Below are 16,751 nucleotides of genomic sequence, written 5' to 3'. Positions count from 1 at the left end.
TAGGCTCTCAGCCGCCGATCACCTGCCGAATATACGTGGTCGCCGTGCCCCAGTCATGGGTCTTCAGGCCGGTTCCCTCGATATCCTCCGCCCCGGCGAAGAAGCGCTGGTCGGCGATGAAATGCACCAGGGTGCTGCCTGCGTGGCTGTCGCGCACCGAGCGGATGTTGGAGGGGCTGTCGTCGATGAAGACGACCGGCGCGCTGCGTCCGGCGGCAAGGGCCGCCACGGCCCCGCCCTTGGGGCCGGAATTGGTGACCAGCGGATAGGCCATGCCGTGGCTGGTCAGCGTGCGGATGCGCCCCTCGCGGTTCCAGTCGCCGGGCAGGTTGGTGAGGAACACCACGTCGGCGGCCCCGGCAAGGCTTGCCAGCGCATCGGCGGCGCCCGGCACCGGCTTCTGCAGCTCGACCCATTCGTCGAAGAAGGCCTGGATCAGCGCCCGCACCACGGTCGCCTCCAGCAGCGTGCCGGCCGCATCGGCGATGTTGCCGGTGAGCTTGTACTCGTGGCTGAGAAAGCGGTGGCCCGAGCGGCCCATATGCTCCTCCAGATGGGCGAGGAACAGCAGCACCACCTCGTCGACGTCGCAGATGACGAGCGGGCGTCCGGGGCGGGCAGGGGCCGTCTCGTGCAGCTGGCGGATCTGGTCGAGCGTTGCCGGCAGCACCGGCGTCGGCGCGCTCATTCGCCGCTCTCCCCGAAGGTACCGTCGCCATGGGCGGTATCGAGCGCGTGGCGGGCGGTGGCGATGGTGGTCGGGCGCAGGCCGCGCGCCTCGCAAAAGGCCAGCAGCAGGGCCTCGTGGCCCATGTAGAACTCCAGCACCCCGATCAGGAAGCCGGGCTCGCTCGCCGCGTCCCTGAGATCCGCCGGGCCGATGCCCGCCAGGGCCAGGAAACGGCCGAGATGCTCCATGTCCGAGGCGAGGTAGCCAAGGGCGTCCGTGGCGATCGCCTCCGCTTCCTGCGACCCCAGCCGGGATGAATGCCGCCCAATCATTCGCGTTTGCCTTTCCGAAACGAATTCCCTCTACGATATATGGTACCTATCGTGGGTAAGGGGCCGACGCCAGTCACGCTCTCGCCAACCCGGCGCTGCAAGGTGCCGGAACGTGAGCCGCGGGTAGGCCGGGCGCGGGGACGAAGGCGAATACTATGGCTAAAACCGTGCTGATTGTTGAGGATAACGAACTCAACATGAAGCTGTTTCATGATCTTCTGGAGGCCCACGGCTACCAGACGCTCCAGACCCGGACGGGAATGGAGGCGTTGGAGCTTGCGCGTGAGCACCGCCCGCAGCTGATTCTCATGGATATCCAGCTGCCGGAGGTTTCCGGGCTCGAAGTCACGAAATGGATCAAGGAAGACGACGATCTCAAGACCATCCCGGTCATCGCCGTCACCGCCTTCGCCATGAAGGGGGATGAGGAGCGAATCCGCCAGGGGGGCTGCGAGGCCTATATTTCCAAGCCGATCTCGGTCGCCAAGTTCCTGGAAACCGTGCGTTCCTATCTGGGCGACTGATCAACCGACGAGGGCCAACGGGCGGGGCATGAGCGGGCGCATTCTCGTTGTCGACGACGTCAAGGCGAATGTGAGGCTTCTGGAAGCCCGGCTCGGTGCCGAGTATTTCGAGGTCCGCTCCGCCGTGAGCGGCGCGGACGCGCTGGAAATTCTCGCCGACTGGCCCTGCGATATCGTCCTGCTCGATGTGATGATGCCCGGCCTCGACGGGTTCGAGGTTTGCCGGCGAATCAAGACCGATCCCCGCCTTGCCCATATCCCCGTCGTCCTGATCACCGCGCTCGACCGCTCGGAAGACCGGATCCGAGGCCTGCGCGCCGGGGCCGACGAATTTCTCAGCAAGCCGGTCAACGATGTCGCGCTGGTGGCGCGGGTGCGCAATCTCATCGGCCTCAAGCGGCTGACCGACGAGCTGCGCCTGCGCGCCCAGACCGGTTCGCAATTCGGCCTTGCCAGCGACTTCGATCCGGCCGGCGAGGCGCCCGGCAGCGTCCTCATCGTCGACGACAGTCCCGTCTCCGCCGAACGGCTCGCCGCCGCGCTCTCGCGCGACTACGACGTGGCGGTGGAGCCGTCGGCCGCGCAGGCGCTGCTGTCGGCCTCCAACGGGGCCTACGACACGATCCTCATCAATCTCCGTCTTGCCGGCTACGACGCCCTGCGCCTCGTCTCGCAGCTGCGCTCGCTCGAGCGCACGCGGCTGGTGCCCGTCGTGCTGATCGCCGATCCGGACGATACGGCGCGGGTGACGCGGGCGCTCGACCTCGGCGTCAACGACCATGTCGTGCGCCCCATCGACAAGACCGAGCTTGCGATCCGCGTGCGCACGCAGGTCAGCCGCAAGCGGGCGACGGACCGGCTGGCCGCCGATGTGGAGCAGACCCTGGCGATGGCGGTCACCGATCCGCTGTCGGGCCTGCGCAACCGGCGCTACCTGGAAACGCATCTGGCGAGCGAACTGCGCCAGGCGGCCGAGGCCGGCCTGCCGCTGGCCTTGATGCTGGTCGATATCGACCATTTCAAGCGGATCAACGACCTGCACGGGCACGATGCCGGCGACGGGGTGATCCGCGACGTGGCGCGGCGCCTGCGCTCGCACACCCGCAGCCTCGATCTCGCCTGCCGGTTCGGCGGCGAGGAATTCGTCATGCTGATGCCGGAGACCGATCTGGACAAGGCCGCCGGCATTGCCGAGCGCCTGCGCAAGATCATCGAGGCGGAGCCGTTCTCCCTGCCGTCCGCCGACGAAATGCTGGTGACCGTGAGCATCGGCGTTGCCGCGTTCCAGGGGCGGGGCGACAGCGGTCCGGCCATGCTGAAGCGCGCCGACCAGGCCCTCTACCGGGCCAAGGCCGAGGGCCGCAACCGCGTCGAGCTGGATGCGGGCGAGAGCAACGCCGAGGGGCACGCTTCGGCCGCGCCGCTGCCCGGCACCACGCCCGGCCGCACCGCGCGCATCGGCTAAGGCCTGTGGGGATTCATCGTGAGTTGATGACGGCGGCGGTGAGGTAGATCATGGCCTCGAAGCTCTGATCGGTTTTGCAGGCGCGCATGGCGATGCGTTTGAACTCCTTGAGTTTGCAGAAGAAGTTTTCGATCAGATGGCGCCATTTGTACATCTCGACGTCGAGCGGGATGGGCTTGGCGCGGCGTGGGTGCTGCGAGATGACGATCTTCGCGCCGCGTTCATTGAGGTTGGCGACAATGTCGTTGCTATCGAAAGCCTTGTCAGCGAGCAGAGCTCCGAACTCGACGCCGTCGATGAGCGGGGCAACGCCAACGGTGTCGAAGCGGTGGCCGGGCATCAGGCGGAAGCGGACAAGGTTCCCGAGCCCATCAGTCAGGGCCAGAACCTTGGTCGTCATGCCGCCTTTGGAGCGGCCTATGGCCTGGCTCTGAGTCCCCCTTTTGCGCCCTGACCGTGCCGGTGAACCTTGACGATGGTGGCATCAATCATGGCGTATTCCATGTCCGGCTCATCCGACAGAGCATCGAAAATCCGCTTGAAAACGTCGGCTTTGCGCCAGTCGCTGAACCGCCGGAACGCCGTACTCCAGTTGCCGAACATGGCAGGCAGATCACGCCACGGACTACCCGTGCGAGCAATCCACAGCACCGCCTCCATGAACAGTCGGTTGTTACCCCCGCTGCGTCCAGGGTCCGTCGGCTTGCCCAAACAGTGCGGTTCCATCTTCGCCCATTGGGCGTCGGTCAGTACGAAGCGTTCCATCCGGAGTGTGAATCACATCTCCGGCAAAATGGGAATCCTGAATCCCCACAGGCCTTAGTCACCCGAATCTGAAGTTCGTCGCATTTCCCGGCATGCTCTGAACGAACTTCAGATTCAAAAAGGTGACTAGCAAGTTTATGTTTCTAGTGTGGTTTTCGAATTCGAAATACGCTCTGGGTGTGCTGCCAAAACGAGGCGTATTTCAAATTCGCCACACTAGGCTAGAGGCCCTTGCCTACTGCTGGTAGCCGGGAATGGTGCGGCGGGCTTCCTCGTCCACCTGCGCCAGCGTCAGCTCGTAGTCGCGCCGGCGGTCGTTCAGCTCGAAGCGGGCATCCTGCATCTCGAAGCGCGAATCCTGCACCCTTTGGCGCAGGTCGTTCTGGCGGTCGCGGCAGGCGATGCGCTCGTCGCCCGTCTTGTCGCGGCAGTCGAGCCGGTCCAGTTCGGAGCGCAGGCGGTCGATCTCGCGCTGGCGGTCGTCGATCCGCCGCTCCAGCTGGGTGACCTTGTCGCGAGTCGTCCAGATCCGCTTGCCGAGCCGGTGGGCGCGTTCGGCCTCGCCGGCAAGGTTCGGCGGGCAGATCGGCGACAGGCTGGTGTTCTGGCGGCCGAGGTTGAAGCCGTTGAGCGGGGTGCAATAGAGCTGCACGCCCTTGTCCCAGCCGCTCATATAGGCCTGCGGGTCCGGGGTGATCCCATGCCGGCCGCAATCCTTGGCGACATCCTCGAAGCGGGAGGAGGGGTAGCCCTGCGCTGCATGGGCGCGGCCGATCTCGCTCCAGTCGCCGGCAACGCATTGTTCCTTGGACACCGTCTCGCAGCCCGCAAGAAGGCCTGCGGCAAGGATCAGGAGGACGGCGGCGAGGCACTGTTTCATGAGGCGGTTCCGTTCGGCTGAAACGATGCCGCACGGAAGGCTGATACTGCCGCCCCCCACGGCGCCTTTTCCTTATCTGCGGCGCGGGCCTTGCGCAACTGGATGTGCGAGGGGGGAGGAACGAGGGCCGGCGGGCCCGCGCATCGGCCCGGTTTCGGCCGCGCGTGTCGCCCCGCAAAGGGGCGAATCGATCACGTCGACGTCACCTTGCGCAACAATCTTGCGACTTCGGCCTGTTAACCGAACTTATTTACATAAAATGAAAAGAAACTCTTAACGATCTCGGCGAGTATGTTGATTCGACGGGCCTTTCAGGTACTCTCAAAGCAATCGATGGTGACAGGTCCTCGGATCGGCGCCTCGTTATCTTGCCGGCTTTGCTGTTATCGGCAGGGCCCGCGCAAGATGACCCACGGAAAGTTCAGGTCCGCCGCATCTCCTGACACCGTGGGCCTGATCGGCGTCCCCCCGGGTTTGGAGTGGCCTCCTCGTGTCCCGCAGGGACGCCGATCGCCTTTCGCTCAGCATCCCGACATCTCCGCAGAACCCGACTCAGGCCACGCGCACCCTCTCGCAACGGGATGCGTCTTCGTCTCCGGCATGCAGACGCAGAGAACAGGGCATGCAGACGCAAAAAAGGCCCCCGAAGGGGCCTTTGCCGGCAGAGCCGCGCGAGCGCGAGATCTTACTTGATCTTGGCTTCGCGGAACTCGACGTGCTTCTTCGCAACCGGGTCGTACTTCCGCTGGACCATCTTGTCGGTCATCGTGCGGGAGTTCTTCTTGGTCACGTAAAAGAAGCCGGTGTCAGCCGTCGACAGCAGCTTGATCTTGATGGTGGTCGCCTTGGCCATCGTTCTTGTCCTTGCACTTGTGTCCGGCCATACGTCGGAGCCTCCGTTTCTTCGGAGAAGACGCTCCACCGGGTAATCTTGGAAAACTGTGCGCGCAACATACGTTCCGCGCGCCCAAAGTCAAGCGGGAAGGCAACGGCCGTCCCTGGGTTTCGCACGCAGATCCGCGCGTCAGATCTCCTCGCGCACGAAACCCTGGCCGCGCCAGTAGTAGAACGGCACCGGATGGGCCGGGTCGAGCTCGGGATCGTCCGCAAGACGCGCCTGCAGCTCCTCGATGATCGTCAGCGTGATCGTCGGCAGTTCCAGCGACTTGGCCTCCTCCAGCGTCAGCCAGTGGACGTCCTCCAGCTCGCCCGAGGGACCGGTGCCCGAAGGCAGGCGGTCGGCCACCGCATCGGCGAAAACCGCCAGAAACCGCGTGTCGAAGCGGCGCGGCCGGCGGGGAGGGGTGATCGCGCGGGCAATCAGGCGCACCGGCGACAGGTCCGGCAGCAGGCGCCGGTCGGAGAACGCGGCCATATCGCCGCTGCCCTGCCAGGCAAGCTCGCTGGGCGTGCCGACCAGCAGGCCGGCCTCCTCGTAGGTCTCGCGCACAGCGGCGACGGTGAACGCGCGGGCGCGGGCCTGCGTCTTGGGCCCCTTCATCGCGTGGAGCAGCTTTTCGGCAACGCCCGGATGATAGTCGCCGGCGATCGGCACGCGGCTGTCGGCCGGGTCGACCCGGCCGCCGGGAAACACGAACATGCCGGGCATGAATCGGTGCCGCATGTGGCGGCGCCCCATCAGAACGCGGTGATTCCCGTCCTCCTTGCGGTCGAGCACGAGCAGCGTCGCCGCATCCTTCGGCCGCAGGTTGGGGTTGTTCGTCTGCCGCTCGGCCTCGGACAGCCGGCGCACCAGGAACTCGTTCATGTGCGGGAGCCGTCCCCGCCGAAGTCGTAGGCCGGCTCGTCGTCGCCGATGGCGTTCGGGTCGAAGCCGTGCATGTAATTGGCCCATTGCAGGCCGATCAGCGCGCCCTTGATCGGCGGCAGGCAGGCCAGCGTCATGATGACGATCAGCGGCAGCCACAGCACCGCGTGCAGCCACATCGGCGGCATCATCGCCATCTCGACCGCCAGCGCGATCGGCAGCACCACGTGGCCGACCACGAAGATCGTGAAATAGGGCGGGGCGTCGTCGGCGCGGTGGTGGTGCAGTTCCTCGCCGCAAGAGGCGCAGACCGGCTCGACCTTCAGGTACTTGCCGTAGAGGCGCCCCGCTCCGCAGGCCGGGCAGCGCCCCTTGGCGCCGAACATCATGGCGCGGCCGACATCGCGCTTGGGCTTGGCAACCGAAGCGCCCGCCGCGGGAATTACGCCCGCCAGCTCGGCCGAGCCTGCATAGGTGACTGTCATTTGCGCCGTCCTTTCGATGGCCGACCCTTCGACGGGGAGCGGCCGGCGCCGCCGCTCGTGTGCTTGCGGTTGCGCTCCATGGTGCGCTCGCGCGCACTCCGTCTCTTGTGATAGTGACCTTCGCTCAAAAGTTCAAACCGCAGGGCACCTGCATAAGGGGCCGCCTCGACCAGCCGAACCTCCACCCGATCCCCGAGAGAGTAGGTTTCGCCTGTGGTTCTGCCGCTCATCGAATGCGACGATTCGTCGTAATGGTAGTAGTCGTCGCCGATGGTCGAAGCGGGCACGAAACCGTCCGCACCGGTGTCGTCGAGGCGGACAAACAGGCCTGACTTGACGACGCCGGAGATCCGTCCGTTGAAACGGGTGCCGACCTGGTCGGCCAGCCACAGGGCGATCAGCCGGTCGACCGTGTCGCGCTCCGCCAGCATCGCCCGGCGCTCGGCGGCGGACACGTCCGCGCCGATCATCTCCAGCTTGCCCTCCATTCCGTCCGGCAGCCCGTCGTCGCCCAGCTTCAGCGCCCGGATCAGGCCGCGATGGACGATGAGATCCGCATAGCGGCGAATCGGCGAGGTGAAATGGGCGTAGCGGCGCAGGTTGAGGCCGAAATGGCCGATGTTCTGCGGCGAGTATTCCGCCTGGGCCTGGCTGCGCAGGATCACCTGGTTGACCAGTTCGGCCTCGGGCGTGCCCACGACCTTCTTCAGGATGCCGTTGAACGCCGCCGGGCGGATGCCGCCGCCGGAGGCGAGGCGGATGCTGAGCGTCCCCAGGAACTCCTTCAGCGCTTCCAGCTTCTCCGGGCTCGAGGCGTCGTGGACGCGGTAGAGCAGGGGCACGCCGTGCTGCTCCAGCGTCTCGGCTGCCGCCACGTTGGCCTGGATCATGAACTCCTCGATCAGCTTGTGCGCGTCGAGGCGGTTGGGCACGTAGACGCCGTCCACCGTGCCGTCCGGCTTCAGGCGGATCTTGCGCTCGGGCAGGTCGAGATCAAGCGGCTCGCGCGCCTCGCGGCCGCGCTTCAGGCACGCATAGGCGGCCCAGAGCGGCTTCAGGATCTCTTCCAGCACCGCATCGGCGACGATGCCGGGCTCGCCGTCGATGGCGGCCTGCGCCTTGTCGTAGGAGATCTTCAGCGCCGAGCGCATCGTCACCCGGTGGAAGCTGTGGCGCAGCTTGCGCCCGTCCTTGTCGAAGACCATGCGCACGGCCATGGCCGGGCGGTCCTCGCCTTCCTTCAGCGAGCACAGGCCGTTGGACAGCGCCTCGGGCAGCATCGGGATCACCCGGTCGGGGAAATAGACCGAGTTGCCGCGCAGATGCGCCTCGCGGTCGAGCGGCTCGCCAGGGCGGACGTAATAGGCCACGTCCGCGATGGCGACGGTGGCGACATGGCCGCCCTCGTTGGCCGGGTCCTCGTCGGCCACCGCATGCACCGCGTCGTCGTGGTCCTTGGCGTCGGCCGGGTCGATGGTGATCAGCGGCAGCTTGCGCCAGTCCTCGCGGCCCGAGAGCGTCGCGGGCTTGGCGTTCTCCGCGGCCTCGATCACCCGGTCGGGGAAGTCGTGCGGGATGCCGTGGGTGTGCAGGGCGATCTCGGAGACCGCCATTTCCGAATGCATGGCGCCGATGCGGCGGACGATGCGCCCGCGCGGCAGCCCGTAGCGGCCGACCTTGGTGACCTGCGCGCCGACGAGATCGCCGTCTGCCGCGCCCTTGAGATCGCTCGTGTCGATCTCGAGTTCCTTCTGCTTGCGGTCGATCGGCTCCAGGAAGGTGCGTCCGCCCGCCTGGCGCAGGATGCCGAGCACGGCCGAGGCCTGGCGGTCGAGCAGCTTGATGATGCGGCCCGCGCGGGTCGCTTCCTCGCCGGTCGGATCTTCGGTCAGGCGCACCAGGAGCCGGTCGCCGAGGCCGGGGGCGCGCATGTCGGACTTGCGCGGGTCGGGCAGCACCAGGATGCGCGGCGCGGTCCCGTGCTCGTCCACGTCCCAGCTTGCCGGCTCGGCCAGCAGCTCGCCGTCGCTGTCGCGGCCGGTGACCAGCACCACCAGCACCGGCGGCAGGTCGCCGGGGCGCGACAGGCGCTTCTGCCGCTTTTCCAGCAGCCCGTCGTCGGCCATCTCGCGCAGCAGGCGCTTCAGGTAGATGCGGGCGCCGCCCGTGATGCCGAAATGCCGCGCGATCTCGCGCTTGCCGGCCATGCCGGGATTGTCGGCGAGGAAGGCCATGATCGCGTCACGGCTCGGCAGCTCCGCCGCGCCCTTGGTCTTTTCGCCCTTTTTCGCCGTGCGCGGACGTTTCGGCCCCTTGGTGGTCAAGCAGCGCCATCCGCGGCAGCGCTCGCCTTCTTCGGCTTCGCTGCCGTCTTCTTTGCGGCGGGCTTCTTCGCGGCCGTCTTCTTGGCCGCCGGCTCCTTGGCAGCGGCCTTCTTGGCCGGAGCCTTCTTGGGCGCTGCCTTCTTCGCGCCCTTGCCCGTCGTGCCGGCCTTGGCGTTGACGATCTCGATCGCCTCTTCCAGCGTCACCGACATCGGGTCCTTGCCCTTGGGCAGGGTGGCGTTGACCTTGGCCCACTTCACGTAAGGCCCGTAGCGGCCGTCCTGCACGGTGATCGGCCCGCCGTCCGGATGCGCGCCGAGCTCCTTCAGCGGGGCGGCCCCGGCGCGTCCGCGCGAGGTCTTGGCCCGCTTCTGGGCGAGCGCGTCGACCGCGCGGTTGATGCCGACGGAGAACACCTCGTCGGCGCTTTCCAGGTTGGCATAGGTGCCGTCATGCAGCACGAAGGGTCCGTAGCGGCCGATGCCGGCGGAGATCGTCTTGCCGTCTTCGGGATGCGGACCGACCTCGCGCGGCAGCGACAGCAGCTGCAAGGCCTTGTCGAGATCCATCTCGGCGACCTGCCAGCCGCGCGGCAGCGAGGCGCGCTTGGGCTTGGCTTCCTCGCCGAGCTGCACATAGGGGCCGAAGCGGCCCGAGCGCAGCGTCACGTCGAGCCCGGTCTCCGGGTCCTGGCCGAGCAGCTTCGGACCGTCGGCGATTTCCGCCTCGCCCTCTTCGCCGCCGCCCGCCGACAGCTGGCGCGTATAGCCGCAATGGGGCGGGTTCTCGTTGGGAACCTTCCCCTCCAGCTTCTCCTTGTCGTAGTTGGAGCAGCCGACGAAGGCGCCGAAGCGGCTGACCTTCAGCGACAGGCGGCCGGCGCCGCAGGCCGGGCACTTGCGCGGATCCTCGCCATTGCCCGTGTCGGGGAAGACGTGGGCGGCCAGCATCTCGTTCAGCGCTTCCAGCACCTCCGACACGCGCAGGTCCTTGGTGTCGTGCACCGAGCCGGAGAAGTCCTTCCAGAAATCGCGCAAGACGTCCTTCCACGACAGTTCGCCGGCCGAGATGCGGTCGAGCTTTTCCTCCAGCGCCGCCGTGAAATCGTATTCCACGTAGCGGTTGAAGAAGCTTTCCAGGAACGCGGTGACGAGCCGGCCCTTGTCTTCCGGGACGAGGCGCTTGCCGTCGAGCTTGACGTAGTCGCGGTCGCGCAGGGTCTGCAGCGTCGAAGCATAGGTCGAGGGACGGCCGATGCCGAGCTCTTCCATCTTCTTGACGAGCGTCGCCTCGGTGAAGCGGGCGGGCGGCTCGGTGAAGTGCCGCGCCGTCTCGATGGACTGGCGCTCCACCTTTTCGCCCTCGCTCATGGCGGGCAGGCGGCGGGCGTCCTCGTCTTCCTCGTCGTCGCGGCCCTCCTGGTAAAGGGCGAGGAAGCCGTCGAAGCGCACGACCGAGCCGGTGGCGCGCAGGGTCGCCGGGCCGCCGGTGGCAGTCGCGTCGATATCGACCGTGGTGCGCTCCAGCACGGCGGATTCCATCTGCGAGGCGATGGTGCGCTTCCACACCAGCTCGTAGAGCCGGGCGGCGTCGGGGTCGAGATAGCGGGCGACATCCCGCGGACGGCGGGTCAGGTCGGTCGGACGGATCGCCTCGTGCGCCTCCTGGGCGTTCTTCGCCTTGGAGGAGTAGTGGCGCGGCTTCTCCGGCACGTAATTGTCGCCGTAGTCCTTGCCGATCACCTTGCGGGCGGAGGCAATGGCCTCGCCGGCGATCTGCACGCCGTCGGTACGCATGTAGGTGATGAGGCCGACGGTCTCGCCGCCGATATCGGCGCCTTCATACAGCTTCTGGGCGATCTGCATGGTGCGGGCAGCGGCAAAGCCGTATTTGCGCGAGGCTTCCTGCTGCAGGGTCGAGGTGGTGAAGGGGGCGGCCGGATGACGGCGCTGCGGCTTCGATTCCACGCTCGCGACCTTCAGCGAGGCGGCGCGCAGGAAGGCGGCGATCTTCTCGGCCTGCTGCTCGTTGGCGATGTCGAGGCGGCCGAGCTTCTTGCCCTCGAAGGCGGCGATGCGCGCCTGGAAGGCCGCACCCTCGGCGGTCTTCAGATTGGCCAGCACCGACCAGTATTCCTGGCGCACGAAGCGCTCGATCTCCGCCTCGCGGTCGCAGACGAGGCGCAGGGCGACGGACTGCACGCGGCCGGCCGAGCGGGCGCCCGGCAGCTTGCGCCACAGCACCGGCGACAGGGTGAAGCCGACGAGATAGTCGAGCGCGCGGCGGGCCAGGTAGGCATCGACCAGCGGCTCGTCTAGCTCGCGCGGGTTGGCCATCGCGTCGAGGACGGACTTCTTGGTGATGGCGTTGAAGACGACGCGCTGGACCGGCTTGTCCTTCAGCGCCTTCTTCTGCCGCAGCACCTCGAGCACGTGCCAGGAAATCGCCTCTCCCTCGCGGTCGGGGTCAGTTGCGAGGATCAGGCGGTCGGCATCCTTGACGGCGCGGACGATGTCGTTGAGGCGCTTCTGGGACTTCGCATCGACATCCCAGGTCATTGCGAAATCTTCGTCGGGCAGCACCGAGCCGTCCTTGGCGGGCAGGTCGCGGACATGGCCGTAGGAGGCGAGGACCTGATAGTCTGAGCCAAGATACTTGTTGATGGTCTTGGCCTTGGCCGGCGATTCCACGATGACGATATTCATGAGACCCCAAACAGGAAAACGGGTGCGCCGACCCGTCTGGACGGCGCCTTGCAGCGGATACGGTCTGCGCGACTGACGCGGGACGATCCCCCAAATGCATGGCCGCTGTCAAATGACCTTTCCGGCAGGGCGGGTCAAGGGTCGCCGCAGAAATCGCCGCGCTATTGCTGCGAAGGGATAAGACGGGAAGGGGTCTTGCGCCGTTGCGGCCGGTGCCGCTCGTGCAGTGCGGCCCGCCTTGGAGCCGAGGGGCGAGGCGGGCCGAAAGGCCCGCCTTCTCCTTGACTTACGCCACGTTGCGGCGGCGGCCGGCGATCAGATCGAGCACCGAGCGGGCGGCATCGAGCACGTTGGAACCGGGGCCGAAGATTGCCGAGACGCCGGCATCCTTGAGGAACTGGTAGTCCTGGCGCGGGATCACGCCGCCGACGACGACGATGACGTCGGAGGCGCCGCGCGCCTTCAGCGCCTCGACCAGCTGCGGGGCCAGCGTCTTGTGGCCGGCGGCCAGCGACGACATGCCGACCACATGCACCTTGTTCTTCACCGCAAGGTCCGCCGCCTCTTCCGGCGTCTGGAACAGCGGGCCGGCGATGACGTCGAAGCCGATGTCGCCGAAGGCCGAGGCGATCACCTTGGCGCCGCGGTCGTGGCCGTCCTGGCCGAGCTTGGCGACCAGCACGCGCGGCGTCTCGCCGAGCGAGGCGGAAAAGTCGGAGAGCCGCTGCACCAGGGTCTCGTATTCCGGCTCGCCCTCATAGGCCGGCCCGTAGACATGGCGCACCACCTTCGGCACCGCCTCGTGGTCGCCGAAGGCCTCGCGCAGCGCATCGGAAATCTCGCCGAGCGTGGCGCGGGCGCGGGCCGCCTCCACGGCGGCCTCCAGGATGTTGCCCTGGCCCGTGCGGGCGACCTCGCGCAGCGCGTCGAGGGTCTCCTGCGCGCGCTGGGGATCGCGCTGGCGCCGGGTGCGCTCGATGCGGGCGATCTGGGACTCCCGCACCGCCTTGTTGTCGATGTCGAGGATCTCGATGTCGTCCTCGTTCTCCAGGCGGAACCGGTTGACGCCGACGATCACCTCGTCGCCGCGGTCGACGGCGGCCTGGCGACGGGTCGCGGCCTCCTCGATCATCCGCTTGGGCAGGCCCTTGTCGACGGCCGCTGTCATGCCGCCCTCGGCCTCGATGCGCTCGATGATCTCCCAGGCGCGGGTGGCCAGCTCGTTGGTCAGGCTCTCCACGTAATAGGAGCCGGCCAGCGGGTCGACGACCTTGGTCACGCCGGTCTCGTGCTGCAGGATCAGCTGGGTGTTGCGGGCGATGCGCGCGGAAAACTCCGTCGGCAGGGCGATGGCCTCGTCGAAGGAGTTGGTGTGCAGCGACTGGGTGCCGCCCAGCGCCGCCGACATCGCCTCGAAGGCGGTGCGCACGATGTTGTTGTACGGGTCCTGCTCCTGCAGCGACACGCCGGAGGTCTGGCAGTGGGTGCGCAGCATCAGGGAGGAGGCCTTCTTCGGCTGGAACTCCGTCATGATGCGCGACCACAGCAGGCGCGCGGCGCGCAGCTTCGCCGCCTCCATGAAGAAGTTCATGCCGATGGCGAAGAAGAAGGACAGGCGCCCGGCGAAGGCGTCGACGTCGAGCCCCTTCTTCAGCGCGGCGCGCACATATTCGCGCCCGTCCGCCAGGGTGAAGGCCAGCTCCTGCACCAGCGTCGCCCCGGCTTCCTGCATGTGGTAGCCGGAAATGGAGATGGAGTTGAACTTCGGCATCTCCTTCGCCGTGTACTCGATGATGTCGGCGATGATCCGCATCGAGGGCTCGGGCGGATAGATGTAGGTGTTGCGGACCATGAACTCCTTGAGGATGTCGTTCTGGATCGTGCCCGACAGCTTCGCCCGCGGCACGCCCTGTTCCTCGCCCGCGACGATGAAATTGGCGAGGATCGGGATCACGGCGCCGTTCATGGTCATGGAGACGGAGATCTGCTCCAGCGGGATGCCGTCGAACAGGATCTTCATGTCCTCGACGCTGTCGATGGCAACGCCCGCCTTGCCGACATCGCCGACGACGCGCGGGTGGTCGCTGTCATAGCCGCGATGGGTGGCAAGGTCGAAGGCGACCGAGACGCCCTGCTGGCCGGCGGCGAGCGCCTTGCGGTAGAAGGCGTTGGATTCCTCCGCCGTCGAAAAGCCCGCATATTGCCGGATCGTCCAGGGGCGGCCGGCATACATGGTCGCGCGGGGGCCGCGCAGGAAGGGCTCGAAGCCGGGCAGGGTGCCCAGGTGCCCGATCCCTTCCAGATCCTCCTCGGTGTAGAGCGGCTTGACCGGGATGCCCTCCGGCGTCTGCCAGACGAGGTCCTGCGGATCGCTGCCCTTGAGCTCCTTCGAGGCCAGGTCCATCCAGTCGCGAACGGTCTTCTTCTCGGTCATGACCCGCTCCTATTCGAATTCCATGATGATCTCGTCGACGGCGAGGCTGTCGCCCGGCTTGGCGGCGATGGTCTTGACCACGCCCTTGCGCTCGGCCTTCAGCACGTTCTCCATCTTCATCGCCTCCACCGTGGCGAGCGTCTGGCCCGCCTCGACGGTCTGCCCCTGCTCCACCGCGATGGACACCACCAGGCCCGGCATCGGGCACAGCAGCATCTTCGAGGTGTCGGCCGGGATTTTCTCCGGCATCAGCCGCGCGGCCATCGCCTGGCGCGGGGTGAGGCAGGAAAGCACCACCTCGGCGCCGCGCCGGCGCAGGCGGAAGCCTTGCAGCGTCGGGTCGACCTTCACCGCCAGCGGCCGGCCGTCGATGCGCGCCTCGATGAGCGGCGTGCCCGGCTTCCAGTCACCGAGCGACACCTTGCGCGGGGCCGACAGCGCCGTGCCGTCCTCGCCTTCGCGCGGCGCGACCGTGTAGCTGCCGTCGCCCTCCTGCGTGATGGCGAGCGGAAACTCCTCGCGCTCCACCACGATGGTCCAGTTCGGCCCGATCACCCGGCGGTGGTTGTCCATGGCGCCGCTGATCTGCGTTGCCCGCGTCTCCGACACATGGTTGCAGGCCGCGGCGACCGCGACAAGGTCCTCAAGCGCATCGGCGGCCGGCGTCACGCCGGCAAAGCCTTCGGGATATTCCTCGGCGATGAAGGCCGTGGTGATGGCGCCGGTGCGGAAGCGCGGATGGTCCATCACGGCGGAGAGGAAGGGCAGGTTGTGGCCGATGCCCTCCACCTCGAACCGGTCGAGCGCGTCGGCCATGGCGTCGATGGCGTCGATGCGCTCGGGCGCCCAGGTGCACAGCTTGGCGATCATCGGGTCGTAGAACATCGAGATCTCGCCGCCCTCGAAGACGCCGGTATCGTTGCGCACGATGGTGCCGTCCTCGCGCGTGCCTTCCTGCGGCGGGCGGTAGCGGGTCAGCCGGCCGATGGAGGGCAGGAAGTTGCGATAGGGATCCTCGGCATAGAGCCGGCTTTCCATCGCCCAGCCGTTCAGCTTCACATCGTCCTGGGTGATCGACAGCTTTTCGCCGGCGGCGACGCGGATCATCTGCTCCACGAGGTCGATGCCGGTGATCAGCTCGGTCACCGGATGCTCCACCTGCAGGCGGGTGTTCATCTCCAGGAAGTAGAAGTTGCGGTTGCCGTCGACGATGAACTCGACCGTGCCGGCCGAGGCGTAGTTCACGGCCTTGGACAGGGCCACCGCCTGCTCGCCCATGGCCTTGCGGGTCGCCGCGTCGAGGAAGGGCGAGGGCGCCTCCTCGATGACCTTCTGGTTGCGGCGCTGGATCGAGCATTCGCGCTCGCCCAGATAGATCGTGTTGCCGTGGCTGTCGGCCAGCACCTGGATCTCGATATGGCGCGGCTGGGTGACGAACTTCTCGATGAAGATGCGGTCGTCGCCGAAGGAATTGGCCGCCTCGTTCTTCGACGACTGGAAGCCCTCGCGCGCCTCCGCGTCGTTCCAGGCGATGCGCATGCCCTTGCCGCCGCCGCCGGCGGAGGCCTTGATCATCACCGGATACCCGATCTCGCCGGAGATCTGCACCGCCTCGTCCGCATCCGCGATCAGGCCCATGTAGCCCGGCACGGTGGAAACGCCGGCTTCCGCCGCCAGCTTCTTGGAGGTGATCTTGTCGCCCATCGCCTCGATGGCCGAGGCCGGCGGGCCGATGAAGGCGACGCCCTCCTTGGCCAGCCGCTCGGCGAACTCGGCGCGCTCCGACAGGAAGCCGTAGCCCGGATGCACCGCGTCGGCGCCGGAGGCGCGGATCGCGTCCATGATCTTGTCGATGACGATGTAGGACTGGTTGGCCGGCGGCGGGCCGATATGGATCGCCTCGTCGGCCATCTTCACATGCAGCGCGTCGCGGTCGGCGTCGGAATAGACGGCAACGGTCTTTATGCCCATCTTGCGCGCGGTCTTGATGACCCGGCAGGCGATCTCGCCGCGATTGGCGATCAGGATTTTCTTGATCATATTCTACCTTTGATTTGGCCGCGCGTTTCTTTGTAATATTTCCGAAACTCTTCCTGGGTTTACTTGAAATATCGCGGCTATCTCGGCTGCGTGTAGGTCTGAGCTTTGGGCTATTTCCAAGACGCCTCGGCGTATCTTGTCCGTTATTGGTCGTGATTTTATTGCCATTTTGCGGACAGGCCTGCGTCTAACGAGTAGTTCCAGTGCATTTTGTATTTGATTGGCTAAGTCTTGGCGATCTAGCGCCATCAGGCTGTCTTGAACTGACAGTAATATTCTGCGTGCCGCAGGGATGTCGCTCATATTCCCAACCTCCGTTTCAAAATGAAAACTGGGCACGCAATACTCTTTCCCTACTG

Annotated in this window: 12 protein-coding genes and 1 pseudogene; 2 read left to right on the top strand and 11 right to left on the bottom strand. The window is 66.7% G+C overall.

Annotation, left to right across the window (positions count from 1 at the left end; genetic code table 11):
• Nucleotides 1–7 precede the first annotated feature (7 nt).
• Complete coding sequence (locus tag GH266_RS03630) at nt 8–688, bottom strand: hypothetical protein (RefSeq protein WP_158192682.1); 681 nt, start codon at nt 686–688, stop codon at nt 8–10.
• On the bottom strand, nt 685–1,002 hold the full coding sequence (locus tag GH266_RS03625; RefSeq protein ID WP_158192681.1) for a DUF3572 domain-containing protein: 318 nt from the start codon (nt 1,000–1,002) through the stop codon (nt 685–687). Before GH266_RS03625 ends, GH266_RS03630 begins: the two co-directional genes overlap by 4 nt.
• 155 nt (nt 1,003–1,157) lie before the next feature.
• Between GH266_RS03625 and GH266_RS03620 the strand changes: the two genes are divergently transcribed.
• Together GH266_RS03620 and GH266_RS03615 are read left to right on the top strand one after the other, a co-directional pair.
• Nucleotides 1,158–1,526: a response regulator gene (locus tag GH266_RS03620; protein WP_067216017.1), complete on the top strand. Its 369-nt coding sequence runs from the start codon at nt 1,158–1,160 to the stop codon at nt 1,524–1,526.
• A gap of 28 nt (nt 1,527–1,554) precedes the next feature.
• Nucleotides 1,555–2,991 (top strand): PleD family two-component system response regulator, encoded by a 1,437-nt coding sequence (locus GH266_RS03615; protein WP_158192680.1) that lies wholly within the window; start codon nt 1,555–1,557, stop codon nt 2,989–2,991.
• A 13-nt stretch (nt 2,992–3,004) separates the two neighbouring features.
• Here the strand turns inward: GH266_RS03615 and GH266_RS03610 are convergent.
• From GH266_RS03610 to GH266_RS03570, 9 genes and pseudogenes are all read right to left on the bottom strand, one after another.
• Nucleotides 3,005–3,717: pseudogene (locus tag GH266_RS03610) on the bottom strand (IS5 family transposase).
• Nucleotides 3,718–3,991: 274 nt separating this feature from the next.
• Entirely contained in the window at nt 3,992–4,636 is a 645-nt protein-coding gene (locus GH266_RS03605) for a DUF2799 domain-containing protein (protein ID WP_158192678.1), read from the bottom strand.
• Nucleotides 4,637–5,321: 685 nt separating this feature from the next.
• Nucleotides 5,322–5,489 (bottom strand): 50S ribosomal protein L33, encoded by a 168-nt coding sequence (rpmG, locus tag GH266_RS03600; RefSeq protein WP_158192677.1) that lies wholly within the window; start codon nt 5,487–5,489, stop codon nt 5,322–5,324.
• A 171-nt stretch (nt 5,490–5,660) separates the two neighbouring features.
• Nucleotides 5,661–6,404 (bottom strand): NUDIX hydrolase, encoded by a 744-nt coding sequence (locus GH266_RS03595; protein ID WP_158192676.1) that lies wholly within the window; start codon nt 6,402–6,404, stop codon nt 5,661–5,663.
• Nucleotides 6,401–6,889, bottom strand: a complete 489-nt coding sequence (locus tag GH266_RS03590; protein ID WP_158192675.1) for a DUF983 domain-containing protein — start codon at nt 6,887–6,889, stop codon at nt 6,401–6,403. Before GH266_RS03590 ends, GH266_RS03595 begins: the two co-directional genes overlap by 4 nt.
• The gene (gene rnr, locus GH266_RS03585; RefSeq protein WP_158196028.1) at nt 6,886–9,123 is read right to left on the bottom strand and encodes a ribonuclease R; all 2,238 of its coding nucleotides are present in this window, start codon (nt 9,121–9,123) and stop codon (nt 6,886–6,888) included. Before rnr ends, GH266_RS03590 begins: the two co-directional genes overlap by 4 nt.
• An 86-nt stretch (nt 9,124–9,209) precedes the next feature.
• Complete coding sequence (topA, locus tag GH266_RS03580; RefSeq protein ID WP_158192674.1) at nt 9,210–11,918, bottom strand: type I DNA topoisomerase; 2,709 nt, start codon at nt 11,916–11,918, stop codon at nt 9,210–9,212.
• Nucleotides 11,919–12,204: 286 nt separating this feature from the next.
• Entirely contained in the window at nt 12,205–14,352 is a 2,148-nt protein-coding gene (gene scpA / locus GH266_RS03575) for a methylmalonyl-CoA mutase (RefSeq protein ID WP_158192673.1), read from the bottom strand.
• A gap of 9 nt (nt 14,353–14,361) precedes the next feature.
• Nucleotides 14,362–16,392, bottom strand: a complete 2,031-nt coding sequence (locus GH266_RS03570; protein ID WP_158192672.1) for an acetyl-CoA carboxylase biotin carboxylase subunit — start codon at nt 16,390–16,392, stop codon at nt 14,362–14,364.
• Nucleotides 16,393–16,751: the final 359 nt, after the last annotated feature.

This window comes from Stappia indica, from assembly GCF_009789575.1.
GTDB lineage: Bacteria > Pseudomonadota > Alphaproteobacteria > Rhizobiales > Stappiaceae > Stappia > Stappia indica_A.
This window is presented reverse-complemented; position numbering and strand designations above follow the sequence as displayed.

Bases quoted from the DNA above. Each gene is read 5' to 3' on its own strand.
- GH266_RS03570 (WP_158192672.1), bottom strand. From the start codon at position 16,392: ATGATCAAGAAAATCCTGATCGCCAATCGCGGCGAGATCGCCTGCCGG.
- GH266_RS03620 (WP_067216017.1), top strand. From the start codon at position 1,158: ATGGCTAAAACCGTGCTGATTGTTGAGGATAACGAACTCAACATGAAG.
- GH266_RS03605 (WP_158192678.1), bottom strand. From the start codon at position 4,636: ATGAAACAGTGCCTCGCCGCCGTCCTCCTGATCCTTGCCGCAGGCCTT.
- GH266_RS03630 (WP_158192682.1), bottom strand. From the start codon at position 688: ATGAGCGCGCCGACGCCGGTGCTGCCGGCAACGCTCGACCAGATCCGC.
- rnr (WP_158196028.1), bottom strand. From the start codon at position 9,123: ATGGCCTTCCTCGCCGACAATCCCGGCATGGCCGGCAAGCGCGAGATC.
- GH266_RS03590 (WP_158192675.1), bottom strand. From the start codon at position 6,889: ATGACAGTCACCTATGCAGGCTCGGCCGAGCTGGCGGGCGTAATTCCC.
- GH266_RS03615 (WP_158192680.1), top strand. From the start codon at position 1,555: ATGAGCGGGCGCATTCTCGTTGTCGACGACGTCAAGGCGAATGTGAGG.
- GH266_RS03595 (WP_158192676.1), bottom strand. From the start codon at position 6,404: ATGAACGAGTTCCTGGTGCGCCGGCTGTCCGAGGCCGAGCGGCAGACG.
- scpA (WP_158192673.1), bottom strand. From the start codon at position 14,352: ATGACCGAGAAGAAGACCGTTCGCGACTGGATGGACCTGGCCTCGAAG.
- GH266_RS03625 (WP_158192681.1), bottom strand. From the start codon at position 1,002: ATGATTGGGCGGCATTCATCCCGGCTGGGGTCGCAGGAAGCGGAGGCG.
- topA (WP_158192674.1), bottom strand. From the start codon at position 11,918: ATGAATATCGTCATCGTGGAATCGCCGGCCAAGGCCAAGACCATCAAC.
- rpmG (WP_158192677.1), bottom strand. From the start codon at position 5,489: ATGGCCAAGGCGACCACCATCAAGATCAAGCTGCTGTCGACGGCTGAC.